A 25110-nucleotide genomic window follows, 5' to 3' on the forward strand; every position below is an offset into this window, starting at 1 on the left:
ATTAATTAGGAGGAATTATAAATGGAACAAATTATCGCATTTGTCGCAGTCATTGCAGTTATTACAGGAGCATTAACGGAAGTTATCAAACGTACAAAAAAAGTGCCGAAGAACTTTATACCATTAGTATCAATGGTAGTCGGTTTAATTATTGGAGGCATTACGATATTCATTCCAGAAATTGTAAGTGAGTTATCGGTAGCAGGTCGATTACTAGCAGGGTTAATAAGTGGACTCATGGCAACAGGTATTTGGGAAACTTTCAAGAATAAGAATGGTAAAAATCCAAACAAACTCGGTGGAGGAGCCGAAGCAAAACAACCTAAAAAATAAAACTAATTAAGTCGACTTAACGGTCGGCTTTTTATTATGGAGGTATTTTTAAATGAAAAAACAAGAAGCCGTTAACTGGGTAGTAAAAAATATCGGTAAAAGTTTAACAGCCGGACAATCAAACGGGGCTCAATGTGCAACGTTTATTATAGAATTCTTAAAAGCACATTTTGATGTACACCCAACGGGTAATGCAGTTGATTTTATTGATTATAAATATCCGAAAGGATTCCAAGTTATTAAAAACACGAAAAAATTCATCCCACAAAAAGGAGATATTTTTGTATTAGATGATGGAAGCTACGGACATACAGGTATGATTACTAATGCGAATCAATATTTATTTGATAGTATTGACCAAAATTGGTATAACGCTTCAAACAATGGAAGTCCTGCGGCATTTATTCAAGATCATGTGTATGATGATTTTGTAGGTGTCATTCGTCCGCCATATAAAGATGCAGAAAAAGGCGTTACTACAGAATCAACAAAAATTGAAACAATCAATCATTCTATTAATTATACAATGAATGAGCGTGTAGGTTCTATTGATGGTGTTGTTATTCACAATACAGCTGATAGTATTTCTGCTAAAGAGCAATATAATCGTTTGAGTAATGCATCTGTGGCTCGTTATGAGGGAGGCGTTGCTCATTATTATGGAGATAGAAAGACGATGTGGCGAGCTATTGATACATTTCGTATTGCGTGGCATGTGGCTGATAGTTATGGTAATGGTCACTATTTAGGTTATGAAGTTTGTGATTCAATGAGTGCTAGCAATAAAGACTTTGTGAAAAACGAGCAAGCAATATTTAAACAAGCGACCATTGATATGTTGTATTATGGTTTAAAACCTAATAGAAAAACAGTGAAGCTACACAATCAATTTGTAGCGACGGCATGTCCACATAGAAGTATGGCATTGCATGTGAACTTTGACCCTATTATTAGTGGTGCACCTTCGACAGCAAAGCAACATGAGATGCAAGATTACTTCATTAAAGAAATCACTAAATATTATAAAAATCCAACTTTAGATGTTGGTGTGCCAGATAATGTTACAGATGGTGTAACAATACCTACAGACAAGCAAAAGAAAAATCCAGTCAAAGATAAAGGTAAAAAGGTAGGGAATAAATGGCGTAGAAATCAACATAATATTTTGTGGAAACCTGAGAAAGGAACATTTACAGCAACAACTAATATCTATACAAGATATAATGGTCCGTGGACTGGTTGGGAAATTGCGGGCATGTTATATACTGGTCAATCTGTAAACTATGACGAAGTATACGACTTTGACGGTTATATTTGGATTGCGTGGACTGTAGACAGTGGGGCTCGTGTTTATATGCCTATAGGAGAGTCAGCAGGTAACGGCTCACGTGCAGGTGATGCATGGGGTACATTTAGTTAGATTTGCATAAAATAGATTATATGTTATTCTATCTTACACGGTATCGTTTCTGACTTAACCGTACAAACACTTTCTATGTAAATTACTTGGACACCTCTTTACAGGGGGTGCTTTTTTATTTATGATTTGTAATATATAGAATATTCTGATAATATAAATGTTACGAACTTCGTATCTTTCAAAAAGGTCTCTATATTATATCTCGGGCAGGCACTTATGTGTCTGTCTTTTTTCTAGTAAATAAAATTTTGCAATATCAAAAAAATAAAAAAGATATTGTTTTTAATAATTCTAAATATTATAATTAGAAATAGTTTTAATGCGTAAAATATATAAAATTAATTAGAAAGCGGTGAGGAATATTGATTTTCTCAGTTATAATCACTTATAAAAATAAATGGTATAATCATAAATATCTAGAAAGTTGCTTGGATAGTGTGATTAATCAAACATATGATGATTATGAAATTATATTCGTACATAATGATTCAAAAGTAATAAACGAACTATGTGAAGATAGTGAAATGGATATTAAATGTATTGAAATGAGAGAAAGTGATAGTATATCTGATTATAAAAACAAAGGGATTAAGAGTGCTTCTGGAGAATATTTAGTTTTTCTAGACGCAGATGATTACTTAAATCCAAATGCTTTAATTTATGCTCAACAAATGATTGACGATAAAAAAGAAGAAACAGATGTTTTCAAATTTGGAATAAGTAAAACTAATTTAGATAAAACGTCAACATTAAATACAAATAAAAATCTTCTCTTTGATAGCGAATCATTTAATAAGTTACAAGAATTATTAAATGAAGCGAATATACCAGTTAACAATAAACAGGTTAAAGAAATAATAAACGGTATGTTTAAAAAACAAATTCTGAGCCATAAATATACCATGGTTAAACCTAACAATTATTTAAAAAAATTAAATTATCAATTTAGATTACATAGTTTTATCATTCGAAAATCTTTCTTAATAGATAATAAAATCTCCTTTAAAACTAAAAATGAATTATACAATGACATTCCTTTTTTAATAGAACTTTATAATAAAACACCTTATATTGCTCAATCTAATACAAAATTATATTACAAATATATACATAACGATCCAATTAATAGTCCTTCCTTAACTCAAGAAGAAAGAGAAGATAAACTTTTACAAAGGGTGAAAGCATTAAAAGAAGGCATAGATAAATGTATTGATTTAAATTTAGCAAAACAAATAAAAATTGAAGTAATTCGATACTATTTATACAAGATTATTAAAAGTGATATGTTTAATGAATCGCAAAGAGGAATTTATGAAATATATCAAGAATTACATAAGATTTTAAACTATCCATCATCTGAGATTAAATTAAGTAAGAGACATGCCTTTGAAATTAATGCAATAAAAAATGGAAACTTTAAAAAAGCTTTTATGTTAAGCAAATTTAGAATATTAGGATATAAAACTTATCAATTTTCTAAGCCTAAAAATCAAAGATTTAGACAAAAGAAATTGCAAAAAAACCTTTTTACTAAACTACCAATCAAAGAAAATACAGTTTTATATGAAAGCTTTTTAGGTAAAAATTATTCTGATAGCCCTAAAGCTATTTTTAATTATCTTTTAGAAAACGATAAAGATAAATGGCAACATGTATGGATTTTAAATGATAAAGATCTTGTTAAAGATGAGCAAAGTTTTAAGAATAGTAATGTAAAAATAATAAAACGCTTTGGTTGGCAATATTTTTATTATATAACAGTATCCAAGTATTTCGTATTAAATATGCGACAACCTAAATGGTTGTTTAAAAAAGATAATCAAACCATTTTATCAACATGGCATGGAACACCTCTAAAACGACTTGTCTTTGATATGGAAAATGTCACATCGGCTAATAAAAATTATAAAAAAGATTTTTATCACCAGTCTAGAAACTGGGATTATTTAATCGCCGCTAATAAATATAGTGAAAAGATATTTGAAAGTGCCTTTATGTATCCAAAAGAGAACATGTTAACTTTTGGATATCCAAGAAATGATATATTACATAACTACTCTTACGAATATAAACGTCATGTTAAAGAGAAATTAAATTTGCCTATGTCTAAAAAAGTTATATTATATGCTCCTACATGGCGAGACGATGAATTTCATTCTGCAGGTAATTATAAATTCAAATTACAAATGGACTTGGAAAGAATGCGTGAAGAATTTGGAGATGAATACGTTATAGCTCTAAGAATGCATTATTTCATATCAGACAACATGGATTTAACTGGTTATGAAGGTTTTGTGTATGATTTCTCTAAATATAACGATATAAATGATTTATACATAACGAGTGATATGTTAATAACTGATTATTCCTCAGTGTTTTTTGATTACGCAAATCTAAGAAAGCCGATTTTATTCTTTACGTATGATTTAGAAAAATATCAAAATACATTAAGAGGTTTTTATATTGATGTAAATAACGACTTACCTGGGCCGTTATTATCTACAAATGATGAATTAATTGAATCAATTAAGAATTTAGAAAAAACTAAGTCAGATTACAGTGAAAAATATAATGAATTTTACAGCAATTATTGTAGCTTAGAAGATGGTCAAGCAACTAAACGAGTTGTCGATAAAGTTCTATATGGGGAAGAGGGAAATTAAGATGAAAAAGATGATTATTTTTGCAGTTTGTATAATGGGAATTCTATATATTAGAAAAAAAGAAATAGATGAAATTATAGAATATTTTTTAGTTGATTATGAACCAACAGATAAACAAGAATCGTTATGGGATTGAGAATGAAGCAAGTATAGCAATTAATCTTTAATATAGGCTTAAGCAGTGGCGGTAAAACGTACCTCTTTTATCCCGTAAGAAATTGTTGAAAGCTTTGATCCTATTAATATAATTAATCAATGGAAAAATCTATTTGGTAAGTAATTTTGTATATAAAATATAGCTTGATTTATTAGCAAAAATCACTTCTAGTATGCTAAGACGCCTCTTTACAGAGGTGTCTTTTTTATACTAGAATTCAAACAGGTTTTAATTAAACCTAATAAGCATATTAAGTTGTATATAGTTAACACATACTTCGGTTATAACACATCCACCTCCACTAGTCATGGGGTGGGTGTTTTTTTATTCACTATTCATAATAACGAAAAATTCTGATAAGTTTACGGTGTCGTTATTGTTAATATACTTGTATACAAAAAATGAAGGAGGTTTTTATTTGAAACTAACTAACATATTTAGAGTTATTCTATGGCTAATTGCCATAATAACATTAGGATTATTTGTTTTTGATAAGATTGGGTTAACACCTTTTGTTATTATCTATTTAGTTTTTCTAGTAGGAACAATATATTTGGACATAGTAATTAAGAGGAATAAGGAGTGAACATATTTTTATGAAGAGAAAGACGTTTGTAAGTAGTTTAGTACTAGGATTTTTAATCGCAACATTCACTCCTCAAGCAATTGAGGCAAAAGAAGTAATTAATGAGGGAGATCCTAGCGCAGTTCAAGAAATTGTTCAAAATACAGAACCTGAGCCTGAAAATGAAAGTTTAGTGCAAGAGGCTAGTAAGAAGAGGAATTGGGTAAAATACGGTAGTCGGTATAGTGGTAATAATACAGCAAAAAAATTAACAGTAGGTTCTATTGCTGTAACAGTTGGTGCTATTACTAGAGTTCCCGCATCAGTAAAATGGGTAACAAATATAGCTAATTTATTTTATCAAACTGGTTCAAAGAAAGTTTATTACAGTGCTCAAGCATACAAAGATAAAAATAGTCCTAAATTAAGACCTACCTATAAAGTGAATTATACTTTTTATTCTAACAAAGCACATACTAAAAAAATAGGTAGTAAATCGGTAATACGTAGTGCTACATAAGGTTTATACATTGACATTTTAATATGTTTTGTTTGTATTTCATAAGAATACACTAGGCGTTGGGAGTTCATAGTAAATTAATAAAATATGAACAGTCGTTAATTCGGCTGTCTTTTTTGTGTTTAATTATAATTTAAACGAGGTAGAATGTGTTTACATGCATTTTTCTTATTACATTACCTATAATCAAGCCGCCCAAGCATGTCACTGGGTGGTTACTATGTTAGTAAAATTAACACAAATTTTGAAAAATTGATTTTACATCATACACTAAGCTTGGCTAGTAAAAAAAACTAGTACATTTTACCACGTGTGATAATGATATATTTTTAACAGTCTGTCCCCGCAGACTGTTATTTTTATGTTAACTTATTTTACATAAATTTTTCGAGGGATTATATATGATATATAATGAGATTAGCTAGCGGAAACTAGCTATCCTATTCCTTCGAACTATTCTGAATATTTTAACCATAATCTAATAAAAGATTGTGGTTATTTTTATTATTTAAGTAAAGAATGAGCGTGATAATTATGAGTAAATACAAACAGACAATCAAAAAACTAATTGAAAGCGACATAACTGGTTATCAAATATATAAGAATACGCTTATCAATCAATCTGTTATATCAACATTAAGAAATGGAAATCGTGACATAGACAACTTAACATTAAAGACAACGGAAAAGCTATACGAATACGCAAAAGCCCACCTAAATGAATAGGTGGGTTGTTTTGCGTGTCAAATACGTGTCATTTTAGTTAGAAACTTACTTTGAAATTTGGGAAGTCGTTAATTCGTCTGTCTTTTTTGTTTATGAATATTTTAAGAAGGTATTTATTATATAGAATCTCCAAAGTAAATTATATTTTTAAGTTTCAACTCTGCTAATAGTTGATGCCATCCGGCTTACTACTGGGTGGCTGTTTTTATTTTCCCTGTTTTAGTATATAAAAAATTCTGATATTATACGTGTATAGTCCTTTATCCTCTAATTAAATTTCAAATCAATATATTTTTAGGTGTCACTTCGGTGGCATCTTTTTTGTTTATTAAATAGAATTGTGTGGTAGTATAAGATTACAATTGTTTTTAGACATATTGTCGCTTCTCAATGATATGTTTTTAGTAGCTACTTTATGTGGCTACTTTTTTATGTTAGTATTTTTTTGTAAGCACAATCCTTGTCTTACGTTATTAAATATATTTTTCATAGCCACTCTTCGGGGTGGTTTTTTTGTGACAAAATAAATGTAAATTTCTGACTATTTGTGTTTATGAACAATTTAAGTGAGTATTTATTAAATAGAATCTCCAAAGGAAATTATCTTTTTTAAGTTTTAAATCTGCTAATAATTGAAGCCATCCAGCTACCTACTGGGTGGCATTTTTTGTTAATCAGTATATCTCTTTTCCGTAAAGAGTTACTATCATAGTTTTTCGCCACTCTTCAAAATGATATTTCATTTATAAAAAGTATTAATACATAGATAATGTTTTTAATCAAATATTTAAAGTGATTCAGGTTATTAAAATTATGTTAATATTTATTTAAGGAAATTTATGAATGAAAAAAGAGGAGGTGGATAATGTTGATAGTATTAACAATGCTTCTTTTGGGAATGGTATTAGGCTTTGTTGGTGCCGGCGGAGCAGGTGTAATTATTGCTGTTCTTACTGTTTTTTTTAATGTTCCTATTCATTATGCTATAGGAACTTCTTTGATTGGTTTAGTGTCTACATCCTTATTTGGCTCTTTAAGTCATTATAGAGAAAAAAATATTGATATTAAAATTGCTTTTCTATTAGGGGTTCCAGGGGGTATCGGTGCTTTAATTGCCTCTTTCGTAGTAGAACACATACCTCAAAGTGACTTGAATTATATGACAGCTATCGCTTTGTTTGTATCAGGCTTAACTCTTTGGATAAAGCTCTCTATAAAAACAAAAAGTAATGAAAAAAATGTATATTCTAAAAGCAGTTTCCTATTATCCATTATAATCGGTTTTGTTTTAGGGATGATATCAGGTTTGTTTGGTATTGGATCGTCTGCTTTTATTCAATTAACCTTATTGTTGGTGATAGGGTTGAGTGTGCAACTGTCTGTAGGTACTACAATGTTAGTAATGTTTCCAATTTCATTAATAGGTGGCATAGGGTACATAATTAATGGAAATGTTGATTTCCTATTATTAGTTAAAGTCGTATTTGGAACTTCAATTGGTTCATATATTGGAGCGAAATTCACTAATAAATTGAACCCTATAGTTTTAAAGATATCTATGGTTTCAGTTCCAATAATTGGAGGATTAATATTAATTACTAATTAATATGTTATACAAATACGCAAAACATCCACCTGAATGAATAGGTGGGTGTTTTGCTATTCAGATATTCTGTTTAACATTTCAGAGCCTATTACTCCTATAATCATAATTGATAATGGAAGTAAAGAATAAATGACGTTACTATTTGGGAATCCGATTTCGTTGCTCCTTATTTTGACATAAACAAACAAGCTAAAATTAACAATAATTCGATTACCACTAGAATATCAAAACATTTTTTTTGGTATTTCAATACTCTATTACTTGCATATTTATATTTCATACAAAAGCACTCTTTTGATTTTATAATATACAATTCAATAATATATTATAAATAAAATTTTTTGAGTACATAATTAAAAAGTCAATATCAAAAATATTATTTTTATTATCAATATTGAAATTAAATCAACGTTTTGATAGATTGAACATAGACTATATAGAGCATACGTGTTCTTCTATTTATCATTTGTATGTTCATGGGCTATTTTAAATTATTCAGTTCGCTACTCAATAATTTAAAAAGATGAAAAATGTCATTAGACCACCCATACTTGTTACTGGGTGGATATTAAATATGTGCTAAAAAATATCTGTCCCTATTCATAAGGGCTCCTTTAGCATTGAAGGGAACTTACTACCCTGAAGATAAGTTGTCTTTTTTATTTATTTAAAAATTCATTAAGTACAGGGTTGTTGTCTTCTTTTTCAATAACTGTCGATACATCGTCAGTTAATTCATCTTTTGAATCTATTATTTATTCTTCGATTAAACTTTCCACTCTATTAGCAACTTCCTTTTTATTCCAACCTATTTTTTAAATTTCACTTTTGTAATTCATGTATACTCTCCTTGGTTGTTTGAATTTATGTAAGAATTAAACATAATTTATTTTTTAAAAAATAAATCTAAATTAAACTGAATTAGGTAAAATTCAAAGAAAAGATATAAAGAAGTTAAGACAGACCGTCCAATTTAATACGAGCTTAACCACCGATTTTATTTAAAATTTTATATTTACAAACTAGGAGGTTACAGATTCTAAGCGCTTTCTTAGATGAAAAAGACTATAAATGATATTATAAAGTTAGTTAAAAAATTATAATATTGGAGGATGATTTATGATGAATAAAACAGCTGTTATTACGGGTTCTGCAGGTGGTTTAGGTAAAGGGATAGCAGAAAGACTGGCAAATGATGGTTTTAATTTAATAATACAAGATCTTAATGAAGAACTCCTTTTAGAAACAGAAAAAGAATTTAAGAACAACGGTTTTAATGTTGCCGCATTCAAAAGTGATGTTTCGGTAAAAAAAGAACAAAAAGAATTAGTACAGTTTGCAGTTACGGAGTTTGGTCAGATAGATGTTTTTGTTAATAACGCTCGGAGTAGATGCTGTTTCTCCATTTTTAGAAATAGATGAAGAACAGCTTAATAAACTATTCAATGTAAATGTTTATGGTACAGTGTTTGGCACACAGGCCGCAAGCAGAGCAATTTAAAAAACAAAATACAGGTGGTAAAATTATAAATGCATGTAGTATTGTTGGGCATGAATCTTATGAAATGTTAGGAACATATTCAGCTACTAAACATGCGGTGCGTTCTTTTACACAGACTGCGGCCAAAGAATTAGCTCAAGATGGTATTACAGTTAATGCATATTGTCCTGGCGTTGCTAAAACGAAGATGTGGGATCGTATCGACGAAGAAATGGTTAAATATAACGATGATATGGAGCCTGGAGATGCATTCGAAGAATTTTCTTCTGCAATAAAATTAGGGAGATATCAAGAACCAAGAGACGTTGCTAATTTAGTATCTTTCTTAGCTTCAGAAGATTCTGGTTATATTACAGGCCAGTCTATACTTACTGACGGTGGGTTAGTATATAGATAACATGAACTATGTTTGACGCCTCTTTACGAGGTGTCTTTTTTATGATATAAGTAATTTTAGCAATGTATTATTGCTAACCAACCAAGTATACCTTACTAAAAGAAGTAGACACGTTGTCCCGTGTCTGCTCTTTTTACGTAATCACAAAGTAATTATATAACAATTAAATCCACCTATATGATAAAAAGGTGGATTATTGAGTGCTAATCTATTTGATATTTAGTATTTCTTTGTATTTCATTACCGTGTTTATCAACAGGGTACGAATAGATTTCATGGCTTTTATTTTTGAAACTTATTATATTCATTACGGTAGGATCTTCATCTAATTCTGTTATGTAGGTAATATTGTTTTCCTTTTTATATACTATGGAATAGTAATATACTCCTCTTTTAGAATCATATTGTTCTTTTTTCTTTACTATATCCTCATCAAAGTTCTTTTTTTCTAATTGAAGATTGATTACTTCAAAAGTTACCTTTTTTTGATAGTGCTTAAATCCTTTGTAAAAACCAAAAATCAATAAAATTAATATTAAAATAATTAATATTGTAATTACATATTTCTTTTTCATAATTTATATAGCTCCTTTTATTTACTCGTATTTTATTATAGTATATATAAAGTGATATATTAACCCTATAATAATATATTTCTAAAAAAATAAAGGTGGTACATATTTTGAAGAAGTTTTTATATTCATTTGTCGTATTATTGTTTTTTATTTCGACGCTTTCTAGTACATTCGTAGATATAGCTAAAGCAGAAGAAGAACAAGAAAACGAACAAAATTATAACCAATTAAAGAGCGAGAATATTATCGATGATTCTGTTTCTGAAGAAGAATGGAATGAATATTTAAAAGAGGACAAAACTGAAAAAGAGAACATTGAAAGTGAAAAAGAAATAACATCTTATGCTAAGTCATCATTTAAATTAAAAAAAGGAGATGTATTAATAACAAATGGTACGAGTTCTAAAGGTTTAACAGGTCATGTCGCTATTGCTATTAGCAGTAAGACAGTTTTACATATATCTGGTTCCGGTGCACATCCTAGCACTAAGTCTTTCGCCTCTTTCAAAAAAGATTATGGGAAAGGCAAAAAATGGGTGAAAGTTTATCGGTCTAAAAAAGCAGGGGCAGGAACAAAAGCTGGAAATTGGGCTATCAAAAACTATAAGGGAAAAAAATACAAATATGGAATAAACACAAAATTATCTAAGAAAAATCCAACATATTGTTCTAAAATAATCTATCAAGCTTATAAATATGGAGCGAGTAAAAAATCTATTTATGATCCTGGTTCTCATATAATCTCACCGTACGCATTGCCTAATATTTCTTCTAATGCTTATAAATTGAAAAAGGTTAAAACATTTTAGTATATTATAATATCAGTTACAACACTTATAGGCATATAGTAGACACCATTTCCCGTGTCTGCTCTTTTATTTTTTTATTGAAATTTTAATTGAGAACCGTTATCATTTAATAGCTGTCGATATTACATCGTTAATTAGACAGTTAAGAGTATAGCAAGTTGGATATCCCTCCACTGTATTGTAGTTATAATAATTCCATTAAAACGCCTCTTTGCAGGGGCGTTTTTATTTGTTCTTGAAAAGTATAGAATATTCTGATAATATAAACATAGCCTCACAAATATACTTTTCAATTTAAATCTTTATATTATATCTCGGACAGGCACTTATGTGTCTGTTTTTTTATGTTAAAAGTTCTTATTTACAAATAATCACTTTTTGAAATAGCCTTATTATATTACATTCTAAATAGATAATTTCTTATTATCTTTCCAATTAAATTTTCAATTATTTTTTAGCCACCCTCGCGGGGTGGTTTTTTTGTATTGAAATAAATTTAAAATTCTGACTATTTGTGTTTATGAATATTTTAAGTGGGTATTTAATTAATAGAATCTCCAAAGTAAATAATATTTTTCGTTACAAATCTGCTAATGATTGATGCCATCCAGCTTCCTACTGGGTGGCTGTTTTTTTATCTATTGAAATTTTAATTGAGAACTGTTATCATTTATTTACTATCTAAATAAAAAATAGTTTAGTTAGTTTTTTTCTCATACATTCCCGTATAGATATTTTGATATTGATACCTATCGGTATTTAAGTTATTTTTGTTTGCCCCTTTTTTATAAGGGTACAATAAATTAGTGATTCATTCACTAATTAGTAAATTCGACGCCCCACTGTAAAGGTGGGGATTTTATTTATCTATTATAAAGTATAGAATATTTTTAATGTTAATTATTGTAAATTAACTATGTATTAAGTGACAATATTGTAAGTATATTTAGTTTCTTTCAGTTGGTAAAATATTTACAACATGAAAGGAGTATCATAAATTGAAAAAATTACTGGTAATAATAGCAGTTGTAATACTGGCAATATTTACAATGTTAATAGTATTGGCATTTATAACCAAGGAAAAAATGAACCTGGAGAAGTTTATGCATTAATAGATCAACTTAATCCACTAGTTAAAGAGCAAAATAGTTATGTTAAAACAAAAAAACCTGATGAATTTTTGGAACATAACAGAGTAAGTTATACTCAAAAATCATATGACGAACAAGGTAATGGTAGAAATATTACCTTCGAGGCAGCTCAAACATTAAAGTTGGATAAATACCTCAAGATAACTCATAAGGGATCGCATGTAGTGACTTATGAAGAAGTAAAGAAAAAAGATGTACCCAAAAAAGCTTTAAAAGAGATAGAATGATGATTAAATATTGATAAAAATAAGTATTAAGTGATGAAAAGTGACAAAATTGTAAGTATGCTTAACTTCTTTTAGTTGATAAACTATTTATGTAGCGAAATAAGTGGTTTAAAGTAATTAAAATAAATGAAAAGTAGCGATTTTGTTAGCTATTAATTCAGACAACTATCCTCTTGGGAGCCTTTAAATGGCTCCCTTATTTTTGTTGATGGTTATATTAAAACTAAAGAAGGTTACATTTATAAGGTAGATGTTTACACAGAAACACTACATTTATATGAAGAAACTGGATTAAGTAAAGTTAATTTGAAAGATATTGTGGAGATAAAATAAATTGCAGAAATAAGGAGCAAACTCTTGATTATATCGCGATTGGGTGATGTAATTATATATGTAAGGTTGAGATACACCTTACAAACCACCATGAGAGGAGGTGGTTAAATTGGATGACATCATAAAAATGCTGATGCTCATTGTACTTGCTACAGTACAGAGAACACCAACAATTATAAAACAACTAAGAAAATGGCATCTTGATTATCTTAAAGCCAAGAAAGATAATCAGAAAGACGATTAATCCAACAAGGGGCGAAAGCCCCTACCTCTTTTCATGGTTATTATATTACAGATAGGTGGTAAATTCAAATGAAGATAACTTTTACAGTGATTACAATTATATTTATTCTATTATTGCCACAAATTATTAGGTTCGCAAGAATTAAACACATGAAATCGTTAGGTTATAGATACGAAGGTGATGAACTTGTCAGAATACAAACAGTCGATTAAAAAACTAATTGAAAGTGATATTACTGGTTACCATATATATAAAGAAACTGGTATTAGTCAAACAGTTCTATCAACATTAAGAAATGGAAATCGTGATATAGACAACTTAACATTAAAGACAACAGAAAAGCTATACGAATACGCAAAAGCCCACCTAAATGAATAGGTGGGTATTTTTAAGGGCAAAAAAAGGGCAGATTATTGAGAAAAGGGCAAACACTCACAAAAGTTGATTCTGTATAAAATTATCAAAAACATTGATATAACAGCGTTTATAAACAGTTGCGAACAGTCAAGAATATGCCTCATAAGAACCTGTAGAAGTCTTATGTGGTGAAAATTTCTATGAAGTAATCACTGTCACAGAAAAATATTTATCTCCAAGGCCTTGGTTTACTGAAATGGGACATTTAGTTCCTAGTCACAGATATAAAGATGAGAATATTAAAAAACTAGCAATACAATCATGTAAATCTTTAGGCATTAATCGTGGGGTAGCTCACATAGAAATAAAAATCAAAGACAACAATCTATACGTCATTGAAGCTGCAACTAGACCGGGTGGAGATGCTATTATGGATTTAGTTGAATCTTCTTACAGCATTAACCCCTATCAACTACATATTTCAATGTATATAAACAACAAACTCAAACCTCCATTCACATTTAGACCAAACAAAACATCAGCAATAGCTTTCATGAAAGCACAAAAAGGAAAAATAACAAATATCAATTTCCCAGATATATCAAAAGATACTGAAATTAAGCGTATCAGTTTATTAAAAAATATCGGTGATATGGTAAGTGATCCTGAAAATTGGAGCAGTCGCGATGGTTTAGTGCAATTTAGCTGGTCTGAGCTACCAACTACTAAAATATATAGACATATAAATAAAGCCAAAGATTTAGCAAATAAAATTTTTGATAGTAGTGATGATAATAATGAATAATTACTTACTCATTACTGCTTTATATAGATTTATCTGTGGTGGATTAATTCTAGCGATTAACTGGGAATTAGCCAGTCCTGAATCTACAAGTGATTTAGCGATTTCAACTATTCTCTCATTCGTTCCCGCAATATTCACTCCATTTTTAATCAGTCTATTTTTTAAAAATTATTCAGGCAGTAACCTTACAAAGTTATCTTTTTTAGGAATATTTTTTATAGTTATCGCTATCACGATGCTTTACCAAAATACGCTACTATTAATACTTTTGAATTTTGTTTTATGGATTGTGTTTTTCCTACTAGAAACAAGTTTAGAATTGTGGTTTTCTGAATTAGTAGCGAATGAAAATGAAGAATTTATTAATAAATATAGTTCTCTTTCAATGACAGTCAATCAAGTCGCTTTAATGATAGGTCCTTTGTTTATTACAGTAATTATGAAATTCATTACTTTATTTTGGATTTTTTTGATATACGGAATAGTCTACCTCTTACTTCACTTAGGAATTAAAAAAGTGAAATTGATGACACATGAAGTTACCTGTGAAAATACAAATGCTTCAAAGGAACCAGTGAAAATAGTTCATTACCTAATTGGCATGCTTATGTGGCCAATATTAGGAACTATCAATTTTATGTTACCTACATTTACAGCATATAAAAATAGAGAGATACATGAAGTAGCATTATTAGATAGTGCCTTAGGTTTTGGTATGGCACTTATTGGTATTTTACTTAGTAAGTATCTGTCTTATAAATGGATGAATATCTTTTTAATTATAAGTATATCAATATCACTTCTATGGTATTACTTCGAGGATACAATAATAATAAAACTGCTATTAATGCTATGCTTTGGTCTATCTTTTGGTGGTGCAAGAATCATATTCAGAAAAATAATCGTAACAGCATACGCGAGTCACACTGTAAAAAGCGTTTATTCCCTGGGAAATGCACTCGGCCTACCCATTCTTTCTGTTTGTATTTATCTAGGCATGTTGAATTTGGATTTTGTTTGGTTACCCTCATTCATTTTATTAACTATATTACTTATTTTACTTAAAATTCAATACCAAAAAGTAGCTCTGTAGATGAACACTCAAATAGTTAAATTATAAAAGTGATTATATTGAATAAAAAGGACCTCAGGTTTAACTATTTGAGCTTAATTTCAGGTGTAGTTAACTTCGTAATATCGACAGTGAACAATTATGGTTTTTCTCTTTTTAGAATAAAATTCTTCACAAATTTATATTTTTTCCGGTCGTATTTCGCGTATGAGTAACTTAGCACACTAAATGCGGCGGCGCCTAGCAAGTTCACAAATAAATCTTTCATTGTGTCATGTATGCCGACATCAAGATAGCCACCATCAACCACATTTTCCACATGATTTCCCGACGCATCTCTACTCTCTATAACGGTTTTCTCAATATTATCAATGTGGTGTACAGTATTGTGCTCATTAGCCATCGTTGCACTATTCACTTTTTGAACAACATGGTCTTTTTGCATATCCATACCCATACTCTGGTCAACAGTATATTCAAAAAACTCCCACATCACACCGATCGTCATAGAAAAACAAAATGTAACGATTGCAAGAAACAATGGATTTAAATTGATTCCTTTCACATTTTTATTAAGTAAAAATACTAGTGAAAATCCAATACCCGCAGCTAAAAATCCATTAATCGAATGGAGCATTGTGTCCCATAACCTGAAATAACTGTAAAAATCTCCAAGTTCACCTAAAATTGTAGAACTAAAAATAAACAGTATAATAATAAATTCAAGCAAGTTAGGAATTTCAATTTTTAATAAGCGTTCAGTAAGTTGTGGAATGGTAAATAGCACAAGCGTCAAGACAAGAGTGAAAATGACATCCCATCTATGGATAAATATCATTTCATTCATAAGATTTAAAATAACAATTAAGCGTAAAATAACATATATAGTGATTACTTTTTTATTTGCCGTTTTCGTGCTACTCGTAAATATCTTTTTAAAACGATTCATAGACAACATTCTCCAATACTTATAGCGTATAACTTACAACCAATGAAATGATATATAAGGAGGATTTTTCATCACTGTTTTCTCCAATTATATAAATCCTTTTTATCTTCATATCCATAGCTTTGACATCATAATACTTATGTTATTTCTTAGCAAGATTATGTGTCTTTAAAATATTTAACACAGTAGCTGTTAATAAAGTTATCGAGTTTCTTAAACTATAACATTACAAGGGACATAGAAACGAATACGCTAACCTGTTAAATGAATTTAGTAACATTCTAAGCGAATTATTTTTAGCGTCATGTTTGATGCATTTCTACATATAAGATACTAAAACTTGAACTATAATCAATAAGAGTATAGTATTCCATTTATGAATTTTCAAAAAAGCACTTAATTTCCTTTTATTAATATTTCAATGCACATTACATGAAAATAATATATAACAGCGATAAATACTTTTAATCACAAGCAATATGGAGGCGATTATAATTCAGAAATTAATTTCAATAGTGGTAACAGTATATAACAAAGAATCTTTTTTAGAAAATTGTATTCAATCCTTAATTAATCTAAATATTGATAAGTCTCAAATTGAAGCTATTTTTGTGGATGATGTTTCTACAGATGCTTCGTACGCAATATTAAATCGTTACGCTGAACAATATGAATTTATTCGATCTATTCAATTAGATGAAAATTCAGGCGGCCCCGCAATCCCACGTAACGTTGGTATGCAAGAAGCCAATGGAGAATATATAACTATACTAGACGCTGATGATTGGTTGGAAGCAGAAGGTTTTCCTAAATTAATTCGTCAGATGCAAACACACCATTCAGATATTGGGTTTGGTCAATGTTACAAACATATGAATAATGAAATAAGAAAAGTAGCTAACTTCGCTTCTTATAAAGAAGATAATGGACTCGTTCCTCATGAAATTTATAATATCTTCAGAGCTGTTGGCCCTTGGGGTAAAGTATTCAAGCGGTCAACTGTTATTGATAATAATATGAAGTTCAAAAATTTAAAATATGGCGAAGATAAACTATTTTATTCTGAATTAATTAGTAAATCTCAAAGCGCCTCTATGACGCCAGAACCTGTCTATCATGTAAATCGTTATGCTGATAATATTTCATTAATAAAAGCCACTGACATGATTGAAAAATCTCATTTTAATTTTGATGTACTTAAAGAAATAATTCAAATGGAACTACCTAAATATGCTAAGGAGCAAATCCTATGTCGTATTATAGAAATGGATTTTATGTCTCGTTTCTTAGTTACAAAAACATTCTTAAATTCAAATGACAAAGCTTTCTTTTATCAACAGTTCAATAAAGTTGAGTCTGTTATCACAGATGCAGAGCTACGATATGGAAAAATTATTAATAAATGATAAGTATAAAAATGTTTATAACACATACCATCATAATAAAGAAAACTTTGTAGATTATATTGAATATATGCTTTTTGAAGAAAATACTCACAAATATATTAAAGATCACATGGTTTATTTTAAATATCCTGAAAAATTCAGTAACTTGCTTGAACTTAAGACAAAATGTACTGCCGTATACAATGGTACAAAATTAAATAACAATACATTTTATGATGTCATTGAAGTGTTTAAACAACCTAGTGTATCCATTGATGCAGTAAAATTAGTCAAAATTCAAGATGACCGTTTTAGTAAACAATTGGATTTCATATTAGAAAATGACTCTATTTATATTAAAACAGACGATTTGAAATTTAAAGCTATTGATTTTAATATTTCAATTCAATATAACGGCTTTGACCAAGTATTAGTTCGTGCAACTTATCCAAATGTTAATGGCCATAGCATATTAAAACGTCAGAATCTTGATATTGAATTTATTTCAGATAAAAAAGACCATGTTTCATCAAATACAAATCATTACCTAATGGATGCGCCTGACCATATTGTTGCGAAACAGGAAATTAACAGATATAAAAATACTGATTTCAATGATCCAATAGACTCAATTGCTAAAGGTCAGCTTATTAAAATTAAAGCAACTGGAAAAAGCACTGATCAAATGCCTATATTAATCACAAATGATGATTTCTACATCACAGCTGATAAAACGTTGGTAACACCAATTAATCTTAATAAAATTGAAGGTTATGTATCTCATATTCCAAAATCAGTAGAAGTTATAAAAAAATGCAAACTATACGAAAGTATTGCTTTTAACGACGCGCCAATTAAAAATTTAAAAGTTGGAGCCACATTAGATATTGTTGATCTTGCATTCACTGACAAACTTACACCGAGATTAAAAACTGCTGATGGCTATTATTTAACAGCAAATGAAAAATTTGTTAATGCTTTAAATTAATTATATTTAAGATGACAAAACGCAATCTCACTATTATTAAGTGGATTGCGTTTATTTTTAGAAGATAGCGAAAATTTCAGGTCAGATGTTTTCTTAATTTTTACGATTAACAGCATTTATTGCATCAACAAGTGTATATCTAAAAGCGTGTTTTTCCAGTGTAGCGATTGCTTTAATTGTACTCCCTCCAGGAGAAGTTACATCATCTTTCAATTTAGCTGGATGTTTTTCAGACGCTTGGGCTAATTTTGCAGCACCAATTAGCATTTCAGTTATGACTTTATAAGACAACGCCCTATTCATACCATTTAATACAGCCCCATCTGATAAGCCTTCAATGAAAACATCGACAATAGCCGGTCCACATCCTGAAAGTGTGCTAAATATATCTAATTCACTTTCGTTCACCTTAATCAGATTACCTAAAGGTTTAAAGACAAAATTAATCGTTTCTTCATCAACATATTGGTTATGCGCATAACCTAAAATACCTTGATTTATTTCGACGACAGTATTAGGTAATAAACTAACAATAGGTTGTGCTTGCGGTAAAATACCTTCCAGTTCTTCGATAGAAAGCGATGGTACGACAGAAACGATAACCGTATTTTCACTCATTACATCACTCAATTTTTCCAAAATTCCTCTAGCGTCACTCTCGTTAACCATTAAAATAATCATGTCACTTTGCTCTAAGTCATTATATGTGTCGATTACATTAGCATTGACACGCTCTGCAAGTACTTTAGCTTTATTGCTTTTACCAGATTTGATATAAATATTATTCATATTTAAGTGATTTGATTTATAAAACCCTTTTACCATCGCTGAACCCATACTGCCCGCACCAATAATTCCTATTTTCATATTTAAACGCCCCTTTTAAATGCTTATTATTTAAAACCCTTGTTTTCGTCGTATTTTTAATTTATTAAATGAAAATTCACTAAAGAATGTTGACGCAATCAGTATTATTCCTCCAATTATTTGTAACATCGTAAATTGTTCACGTAAAATAAGGCCCGATATAAAAATTGCGACTAATGGATCGATATAGCTTAATAATGCAATATTTTGACCGTTTAATTTTTCCATACCAGAAAAGAATAACCAAAAACCAATACCAGTATTAACAACGCCTAAAATAAGAATGAACGGTATCGCAGAAATTTGTGTATGAATTTCAAATCCACCACCAACGCCAAAGACGAAAGGAAGCAAAATCAAAGCTGTTATGCCTAATTGAAAAATAGTTAAATCCATACGGCTACCCTGTTTAATAAACTTATTAGTAAGCATTAAACAGGCGTAACAACTCCCCGCAAGCATACTAATTAGAATTCCTAACACATCATTTGATCCAGGCTGTAGAAAACCATTACTTAAAATAAATATCAAGCCTATAAGTGAAGCGATAATACATAACACACTTTTTTTACTCAATGCTTCTTTTAAAATGAATGGAGATAGCAGTAATACAATAATCGGACCAAAATAATAGCCTAAAGTTGCATTTGCAATACTCGTATATTGATATGATTGAAATAAAAATACCCAGTTACCTGCTAATGCAAAACTAGAAATAATGATGAGCCATTTATAATGCTTCAAAAAAGTAAAATTTAGTCTTTGCTTACGCATAATGTAAAACAATAATAAAAAACTACAACCAATAAAACTGCTAAGCATCGCTATTTCTATGGAAGTTAAATTTATTTGTTTAATGATAAGGCCTATCGTTCCAAAGATGACCATTGATGCTATGAACTGGATTAATGCTTTCATCGTTGCATCCTTTTCAATACGTTTAATTTCTTAGACAAATTATCACTCCTTCATTAACTAAATGTTAGCAAGGTATTGTGCTTTATGGAATAAGCGCTTAGTATAATGAGTATAAACTAGGAGTTAAAAGAGGCGATTGTATGGAAATAGATTATATAGAAGATTTGTTTTCTGTAGTTGAAGCTAAAAGTTATAACAAAGCTGCACTTGAAAGAAATATAAGTACACCCGGCATTAAGAAAAGAATTGCTCAAATAGAACAATATTTTGGTTATAAAATATTCGATGCAACCCCTAGAGGCGTCAGTTTAACGAATGAAGGTTTAAAGCTATATGAAGGACTTAAATCAGTAAAACAGCAAATTGATTATTTAAAAAATCATGATACTGAAGTTTTAAAAGTAGGTATTATTTCAAATTTTCCATTAGACAAATTGCATAAAATGAACAATCAAAATGAACGCATCAGATTGTTTCCCGCCAACAGCACCGAGGAATTAGTAAATAAGCTTCAACAACATAAATTAGACTTGGTCATAGGAGAACAAATTGAGTTACAAGAAGGTGTTTATTATGAATATTGGTTTGAAGAGCCCTATGAAATTGTATTCTCTAAGCAAGACGCATTAAATGAAATAACTCATATTGATGAAGAAGTCTTAGCTCAACAACATTACTATTTATTAGAACCACCAGGTGATACATTTGATTTTAAAAATAATAATATTAATCCACAAAAAATGGATTTATCCTACGTCAAAGATAGAGAATCCATTTTAAATTTTATAGCTACAAGTGAAAGTGTAGCCATCTGTCCGCAGTCATATATGGAAAAGGTGAACAGTGATATGTATACGCACATTAAACTTCCAAATGCCTTGCGAACGATAGGTATTTACGCAAGAAAGGAAAAGCACATAAATAATTTTCACAGTATCTTAAAAGAAAACACAAAATAAGACTGTAGACAAAGTCTCCGACTTTGTTGGCATTTTTTTATGCACGCTTTCCGCGGGCACTGCCTTAGCCTGTAGTCTTCGGCTAGTGCTATTCCCGCAGGAGTCGGCATAAATCACTGCTCATATTACACAAAAAATATTATAATATATAAATTAAACAGTGGTGGTCTTTATTATGTTGAATAAATCAATTGATAGAAGAGATCAATATGAAATGATTTCTATCTCTGAATTAGTTCCTAATAATCATTTATTACGTAAGGTCGATTCGATATTAGATTTAAATTTTGTATATGAACTTGCGGAGGAGATATTGTCTTGATAATATTTTGACATAAAAGAAACCCCTAAAAGTTAGATTTTTAAGTCCAACTTTTGGGGTTCACATCAGTGAAGGGTTTGTCTACATTCTGAGACTGTAGGTAAAGCATTTATTTAACTAATGAGTATGAGCTTGAGGGTCAATTTCACAACTTCCCCCTGAACCATAATTATTAAGTTCTCTATTACCAGTGATAACTAATACATATAAAGTATATAGTGCTATTACTCCGGCAACAACTGCACCAAATGCACCAGCTAATAATGTAGCACCAATCATACCACCACTACCTGAGCTTGCTACTGCTAAAACACCTACAATAAATACAATAGTTGCCACCATCGCTATGAAACCACTGATGTGCGAAACGATTGCAAGAACCATCGTACGATTTGTATCATGTAAACGTCTGGCCATAACGGTAAATGAAGGAATAATAATTGCAATTGCGAATACACTGCTTAGTAAACCTGCTGATACTATTCCTAAAAGCGAAGATATTACGAAGTTAATCCAAAAAGGATGCCAAAAGTTAGGACGAGTAGATCTGCCATTAATGTCCAAAAAACGCGTCCAAAATTCTTTATAACTTTGAATAACTTGATTTTGTGAATTGTTCATATAATTTCTCCTTTAGTTTAATAGTAATAGTATACGAAACTAAAGATGCATATAGCAAATAGCTTTTAAAAAAGATGTATTAAATCCTTAATTTCAATTTCAAAATAAGTTTTATTCACTTTTTATTTATATGTAAAATACAGAATGTTTCTGCTATTGATCAAATAGCTATTTCGATGTCATATTTCAAAATAAAATTTTATAAAATCAAAAAAGAACTGTACATCATAAATGACATACAGTTCCTATTATCTTAAATCTAATCAGACGATTTTTGTTTTTCACTTTGACCAACCATGAAAAATCTTCCTTGAAGATCAATCATTTAGAACCACAGGTCTGCGAGCAGTTCCATCGATTGTTTTCTTTTTTCTGGATCATACGTATAAGTCACAATAATAAGTTCATCCGCCCCAGTCTCTTCTGTGAATGCTTCTAATTTATTACGGACTGTTTCAGGTGAACCAACCGCTTTAATACTGAACATTGATTCCATCATTTTTCTTTGTTCTTCTGAGCCTAATTCTTCAGGATCAACAGGTGGCTGTAGCTTACGGCGCTGACCAGTATGCATGTCTCTCATCATTTGAATCGTCGTTGTCCAAATTTTTTCTGCTTCTTCGTCAGTTGGTGCCACAATGACATTAATTCCGGCCATGACATACGGCTCATCAATCTGTGAAGTTGGCGCATCTGTCTTGAACGTAGAACGGTACATATCAATTTTTTGTTTATAGTCATCAGGTGCAAAATGTGTCGCAATAGAATACGGCAGTCCAAGCTGTCCGGCAATAGATGCACCATTTATACTTGAGCCTAATACCCAAATTGGTATATTCGTACCTGTACCTACTGTCGAAGTCACAGGAACACTGTTACCGAGACCTTCATCACTGAACCATCCCATGAGGTCAAAAATAGAATTTGCAAAAGTCTGTGCATCACTATCAGAACGTGTAATGAGTTGAGATGTCTTTTGATCAGTGCCAGGCGCTCTTCCAAGTCCAAGGTCAATTCTACCTGGATAAAGTTGGGCAGTCGTGCCGAAATTTTCAGCTAACTGCAATGGTGAATGGTTTGGCAACATAATACCGCCCGAGCCTACACGAATATTTTCTGTTCGTGCTCGCTGCCATCGCAATCAGTTGTGATGTAGCACTGGATGCAAGATTTTTTGTATTATGATGCTCAGCAAACCAAAGTCTTTTGAACCCAAGATGATCTACAAGCTCTGCATTATCCATAGATGCTTCAAGTGCTTCTTTGACTGTCTGATTTTCCGAAATGCCTACAAGTTCGAGGACACTTAATGGTATATGTTTTGTCATTTAATTAGTACTCCTTTATAAACCTTATTGAATATGGATGGTTTTATAATTTGATATAACGCCTACACTTTTATACTTAAAACGTATATGGGCATCACACAATTAAAAAAATCCTCTGCTTATTCCATCATAAAACACCAGGCGATATAAAGATAATTTACTGTTTATAGCGTCTAAATATTCAATGCAACGATGTAAATAGCATTCTTTATTATTAAAATTAAAGGGGTTCTGTTATTTAATTATTTCTCGGGAAATAAAAAAGATGAGAACACTACTTTTCACAGTGTTTTCATCTTTTTAAATTTTATAATTCACTAATAAAATCTCAGTTTATTTTACTTCGTAATAGTTTTCTCCAAGTATGTTCGAGATAGTGTATTTCGATTTGTCCAAGTCTTTCTCTATGAAATTTGGAACATCCTTTTCTTCGATATCGTACATTACTTCAATTTCTTTGGAAAATAAACTTGATTGTTCATTTAAATATAATGATAATTTTGGCAATCGATTTGGCTCTATAGTTATAGAAGTATCTAATTTTTCTAATGCATCTATATATGTTTCTAATGAGCGAGCCCCTACAATTTTTGTTCCTTGGTTATCTATATTAACGATTACTATTGTTGGGAATCCACGTACGCCCAATTGACTCACTAAATTAAAATCTTCCGCAAGTAGATTTTGTCCTATGTCGCTGTCTGCGATGTTTAAAATTGAGTCAACATCTATGGTATTGTCACCTTTATATAAATCTTCAACAATATGCTTAAGCACTGCTTTATCTGAAATATTTTTATTAAAAACAAAAACAGCTTCTCTAACTAATCTCGTAAATTTAATTGCGGCTGTAGGTGAATCTACATGTTGAATTGCTTTATAGAGTCTAGATGCAGGAAATGAAGATTGAACAGGATCTATTTCCATTATTGTGCCATCAATAGGCATGCGTGAATAATTCCCTACTTCTTGCCAGTGTGGGGTAACATCTGCAGGCTTGTAGATACCATTCGCTGGATCTATCGGGCCGTCTCCCCATGCTTCTAATAATCCCCCCATAACCATTTGGAAATTAAATAAATGACCATATTGTACAAGTAATTTATTTAGAGTTGGTTCAAATGCCCAACAGTGTGAACACATAGGATCTGTTACATAATACAAAGTTAAATTCGGTGCGCTCACATCAAAATTTATCGTTTCAATTTCATTTTCCTCACTTGGTTTACATATACCAGAATACATATCACATACCATGTTTTTTTCCATTGAGATAACCTCCAAAGTTTAAATATAACTAATATAGCTTTAT

26 protein-coding genes and 1 pseudogene are annotated in these 25110 nt (G+C 30.2%); 19 read left to right on the forward strand and 8 right to left on the reverse strand.

Annotation, left to right across the window (positions count from 1 at the left end; translation table 11 throughout):
* Positions 1-21: 21 nt before the first annotated feature.
* The 8 genes and pseudogenes from ABLV95_RS12715 (at position 22) to ABLV95_RS12750 (ending at position 9888) form a co-directional block, all read left to right on the forward strand.
* Positions 22-333, forward strand: a complete 312-nt coding sequence (locus ABLV95_RS12715; protein WP_460875901.1) for a holin — start codon at positions 22-24, stop codon at positions 331-333.
* A gap of 52 nt (positions 334-385) precedes the next feature.
* Positions 386-1753, forward strand: a complete 1368-nt coding sequence (locus tag ABLV95_RS12720) for an SH3 domain-containing protein (RefSeq protein ID WP_460875903.1) — start codon at positions 386-388, stop codon at positions 1751-1753.
* Between the two features lie 362 nt (positions 1754-2115).
* On the forward strand, positions 2116-4416 hold the full coding sequence (locus ABLV95_RS12725; protein ID WP_436871316.1) for a bifunctional glycosyltransferase/CDP-glycerol:glycerophosphate glycerophosphotransferase: 2301 nt from the start codon (positions 2116-2118) through the stop codon (positions 4414-4416).
* Between the two features lies 1 nt (position 4417).
* Positions 4418-4552, forward strand: coding sequence for a hypothetical protein (locus tag ABLV95_RS12730; RefSeq protein ID WP_275128971.1), 135 nt, complete (start codon positions 4418-4420; stop codon positions 4550-4552).
* Between the two features lie 617 nt (positions 4553-5169).
* Entirely contained in the window at positions 5170-5658 is a 489-nt protein-coding gene (locus ABLV95_RS12735; protein ID WP_107558108.1) for a hypothetical protein, read from the forward strand.
* A gap of 534 nt (positions 5659-6192) precedes the next feature.
* Positions 6193-6384, forward strand: coding sequence for a hypothetical protein (locus ABLV95_RS12740; protein WP_107558107.1), 192 nt, complete (start codon positions 6193-6195; stop codon positions 6382-6384).
* Between the two features lie 865 nt (positions 6385-7249).
* On the forward strand, positions 7250-7990 hold the full coding sequence (locus ABLV95_RS12745; protein ID WP_318832843.1) for a sulfite exporter TauE/SafE family protein: 741 nt from the start codon (positions 7250-7252) through the stop codon (positions 7988-7990).
* 1122 nt (positions 7991-9112) lie between these two features.
* A pseudogene (locus ABLV95_RS12750) lies at positions 9113-9888 on the forward strand (acetoin reductase).
* A 203-nt stretch (positions 9889-10091) separates the two neighbouring features.
* Here the strand turns inward: ABLV95_RS12750 and ABLV95_RS12755 are convergent.
* Positions 10092-10463, reverse strand: coding sequence for a DUF3139 domain-containing protein (locus tag ABLV95_RS12755; RefSeq protein WP_122063314.1), 372 nt, complete (start codon positions 10461-10463; stop codon positions 10092-10094).
* Between the two features lie 107 nt (positions 10464-10570).
* On the opposite strand from ABLV95_RS12755, the gene ABLV95_RS12760 reads away from it, so the two are divergent.
* The 7 genes from ABLV95_RS12760 to ABLV95_RS12790 all read left to right on the forward strand — a co-directional run bounded on the left by ABLV95_RS12760 (position 10571) and on the right by ABLV95_RS12790 (position 15482).
* A complete protein-coding gene (locus tag ABLV95_RS12760) occupies positions 10571-11272 on the forward strand; it encodes a hypothetical protein (RefSeq protein ID WP_460875907.1) in 702 nt (233 codons plus the stop codon).
* Positions 11273-12383: 1111 nt separating this feature from the next.
* The gene (locus ABLV95_RS12765) at positions 12384-12650 is read left to right on the forward strand and encodes a YxeA family protein (protein ID WP_318833036.1); all 267 of its coding nucleotides are present in this window, start codon (positions 12384-12386) and stop codon (positions 12648-12650) included.
* Positions 12651-13092: 442 nt separating this feature from the next.
* Positions 13093-13227: a hypothetical protein gene (locus tag ABLV95_RS12770; RefSeq protein WP_460875909.1), complete on the forward strand. Its 135-nt coding sequence runs from the start codon at positions 13093-13095 to the stop codon at positions 13225-13227.
* Positions 13228-13295: 68 nt separating this feature from the next.
* A complete protein-coding gene (locus ABLV95_RS12775) occupies positions 13296-13439 on the forward strand; it encodes a hypothetical protein (RefSeq protein ID WP_199186535.1) in 144 nt (47 codons plus the stop codon).
* Positions 13414-13605, forward strand: a complete 192-nt coding sequence (locus ABLV95_RS12780; protein WP_107558840.1) for a hypothetical protein — start codon at positions 13414-13416, stop codon at positions 13603-13605. Before ABLV95_RS12775 ends, ABLV95_RS12780 begins: the two co-directional genes overlap by 26 nt.
* Positions 13606-13840: 235 nt before the next feature.
* Positions 13841-14389 carry a hypothetical protein gene (locus ABLV95_RS12785; RefSeq protein ID WP_460875912.1) on the forward strand — a complete coding sequence of 183 codons (549 nt, stop codon included), beginning with the start codon at positions 13841-13843 and terminating at the stop codon, positions 14387-14389.
* Positions 14382-15482, forward strand: coding sequence for a hypothetical protein (locus ABLV95_RS12790; RefSeq protein ID WP_427705759.1), 1101 nt, complete (start codon positions 14382-14384; stop codon positions 15480-15482). Before ABLV95_RS12785 ends, ABLV95_RS12790 begins: the two co-directional genes overlap by 8 nt.
* Before the next feature lie 118 nt (positions 15483-15600).
* Here the strand turns inward: ABLV95_RS12790 and ABLV95_RS12795 are convergent, their stop codons facing one another.
* Entirely contained in the window at positions 15601-16410 is an 810-nt protein-coding gene (locus ABLV95_RS12795) for a hypothetical protein (protein ID WP_427705757.1), read from the reverse strand.
* A 515-nt stretch (positions 16411-16925) separates the two neighbouring features.
* On the opposite strand from ABLV95_RS12795, the gene ABLV95_RS12800 reads away from it, so the two are divergent.
* Together ABLV95_RS12800 and ABLV95_RS12805 are read left to right on the forward strand one after the other, a co-directional pair.
* Positions 16926-17816: a glycosyltransferase family 2 protein gene (locus ABLV95_RS12800; protein ID WP_460872200.1), complete on the forward strand. Its 891-nt coding sequence runs from the start codon at positions 16926-16928 to the stop codon at positions 17814-17816.
* On the forward strand, positions 17794-18783 hold the full coding sequence (locus ABLV95_RS12805; RefSeq protein ID WP_460872201.1) for a DUF5776 domain-containing protein: 990 nt from the start codon (positions 17794-17796) through the stop codon (positions 18781-18783). The genes ABLV95_RS12800 and ABLV95_RS12805 overlap by 23 nt, the downstream gene beginning before the upstream one ends.
* A 93-nt stretch (positions 18784-18876) precedes the next feature.
* On the opposite strand, the gene proC is transcribed toward ABLV95_RS12805, so the two are convergent.
* Entirely contained in the window at positions 18877-19650 is a 774-nt protein-coding gene (proC, locus tag ABLV95_RS12810; RefSeq protein ID WP_427705753.1) for a pyrroline-5-carboxylate reductase, read from the reverse strand.
* Between the two features lie 30 nt (positions 19651-19680).
* Positions 19681-20568 (reverse strand): DMT family transporter, encoded by an 888-nt coding sequence (locus tag ABLV95_RS12815; RefSeq protein WP_427705751.1) that lies wholly within the window; start codon positions 20566-20568, stop codon positions 19681-19683.
* Positions 20569-20708: 140 nt separating this feature from the next.
* Between ABLV95_RS12815 and ABLV95_RS12820 the strand changes: the two genes are divergently transcribed.
* Positions 20709-21527, forward strand: a complete 819-nt coding sequence (locus ABLV95_RS12820; protein WP_460875915.1) for a LysR family transcriptional regulator — start codon at positions 20709-20711, stop codon at positions 21525-21527.
* 175 nt (positions 21528-21702) lie between these two features.
* On the forward strand, positions 21703-21849 hold the full coding sequence (locus tag ABLV95_RS12825) for a hypothetical protein (protein WP_176721537.1): 147 nt from the start codon (positions 21703-21705) through the stop codon (positions 21847-21849).
* A 117-nt stretch (positions 21850-21966) separates the two neighbouring features.
* Here ABLV95_RS12825 and ABLV95_RS12830 read toward each other — a convergent pair whose 3' ends face one another.
* From ABLV95_RS12830 to ABLV95_RS12845, 4 genes are all read right to left on the reverse strand, one after another.
* Positions 21967-22470: a DUF805 domain-containing protein gene (locus ABLV95_RS12830; RefSeq protein WP_069832388.1), complete on the reverse strand. Its 504-nt coding sequence runs from the start codon at positions 22468-22470 to the stop codon at positions 21967-21969.
* Between the two features lie 325 nt (positions 22471-22795).
* The gene (locus ABLV95_RS12835) at positions 22796-23554 is read right to left on the reverse strand and encodes an MsnO8 family LLM class oxidoreductase (RefSeq protein WP_460875917.1); all 759 of its coding nucleotides are present in this window, start codon (positions 23552-23554) and stop codon (positions 22796-22798) included.
* The gene (locus tag ABLV95_RS12840) at positions 23523-23798 is read right to left on the reverse strand and encodes a hypothetical protein (RefSeq protein ID WP_460875919.1); all 276 of its coding nucleotides are present in this window, start codon (positions 23796-23798) and stop codon (positions 23523-23525) included. The genes ABLV95_RS12835 and ABLV95_RS12840 overlap by 32 nt, the downstream gene beginning before the upstream one ends.
* Before the next feature lie 333 nt (positions 23799-24131).
* A complete protein-coding gene (locus ABLV95_RS12845) occupies positions 24132-25067 on the reverse strand; it encodes a DsbA family protein (protein ID WP_427705745.1) in 936 nt (311 codons plus the stop codon).
* Positions 25068-25110 lie beyond the last annotated feature (43 nt).

It is taken from the genome of Staphylococcus sp. Mo2-1, assembly GCF_046721385.1.
In the GTDB taxonomy this organism is placed as follows: domain Bacteria; phylum Bacillota; class Bacilli; order Staphylococcales; family Staphylococcaceae; genus Staphylococcus; species Staphylococcus equorum_A.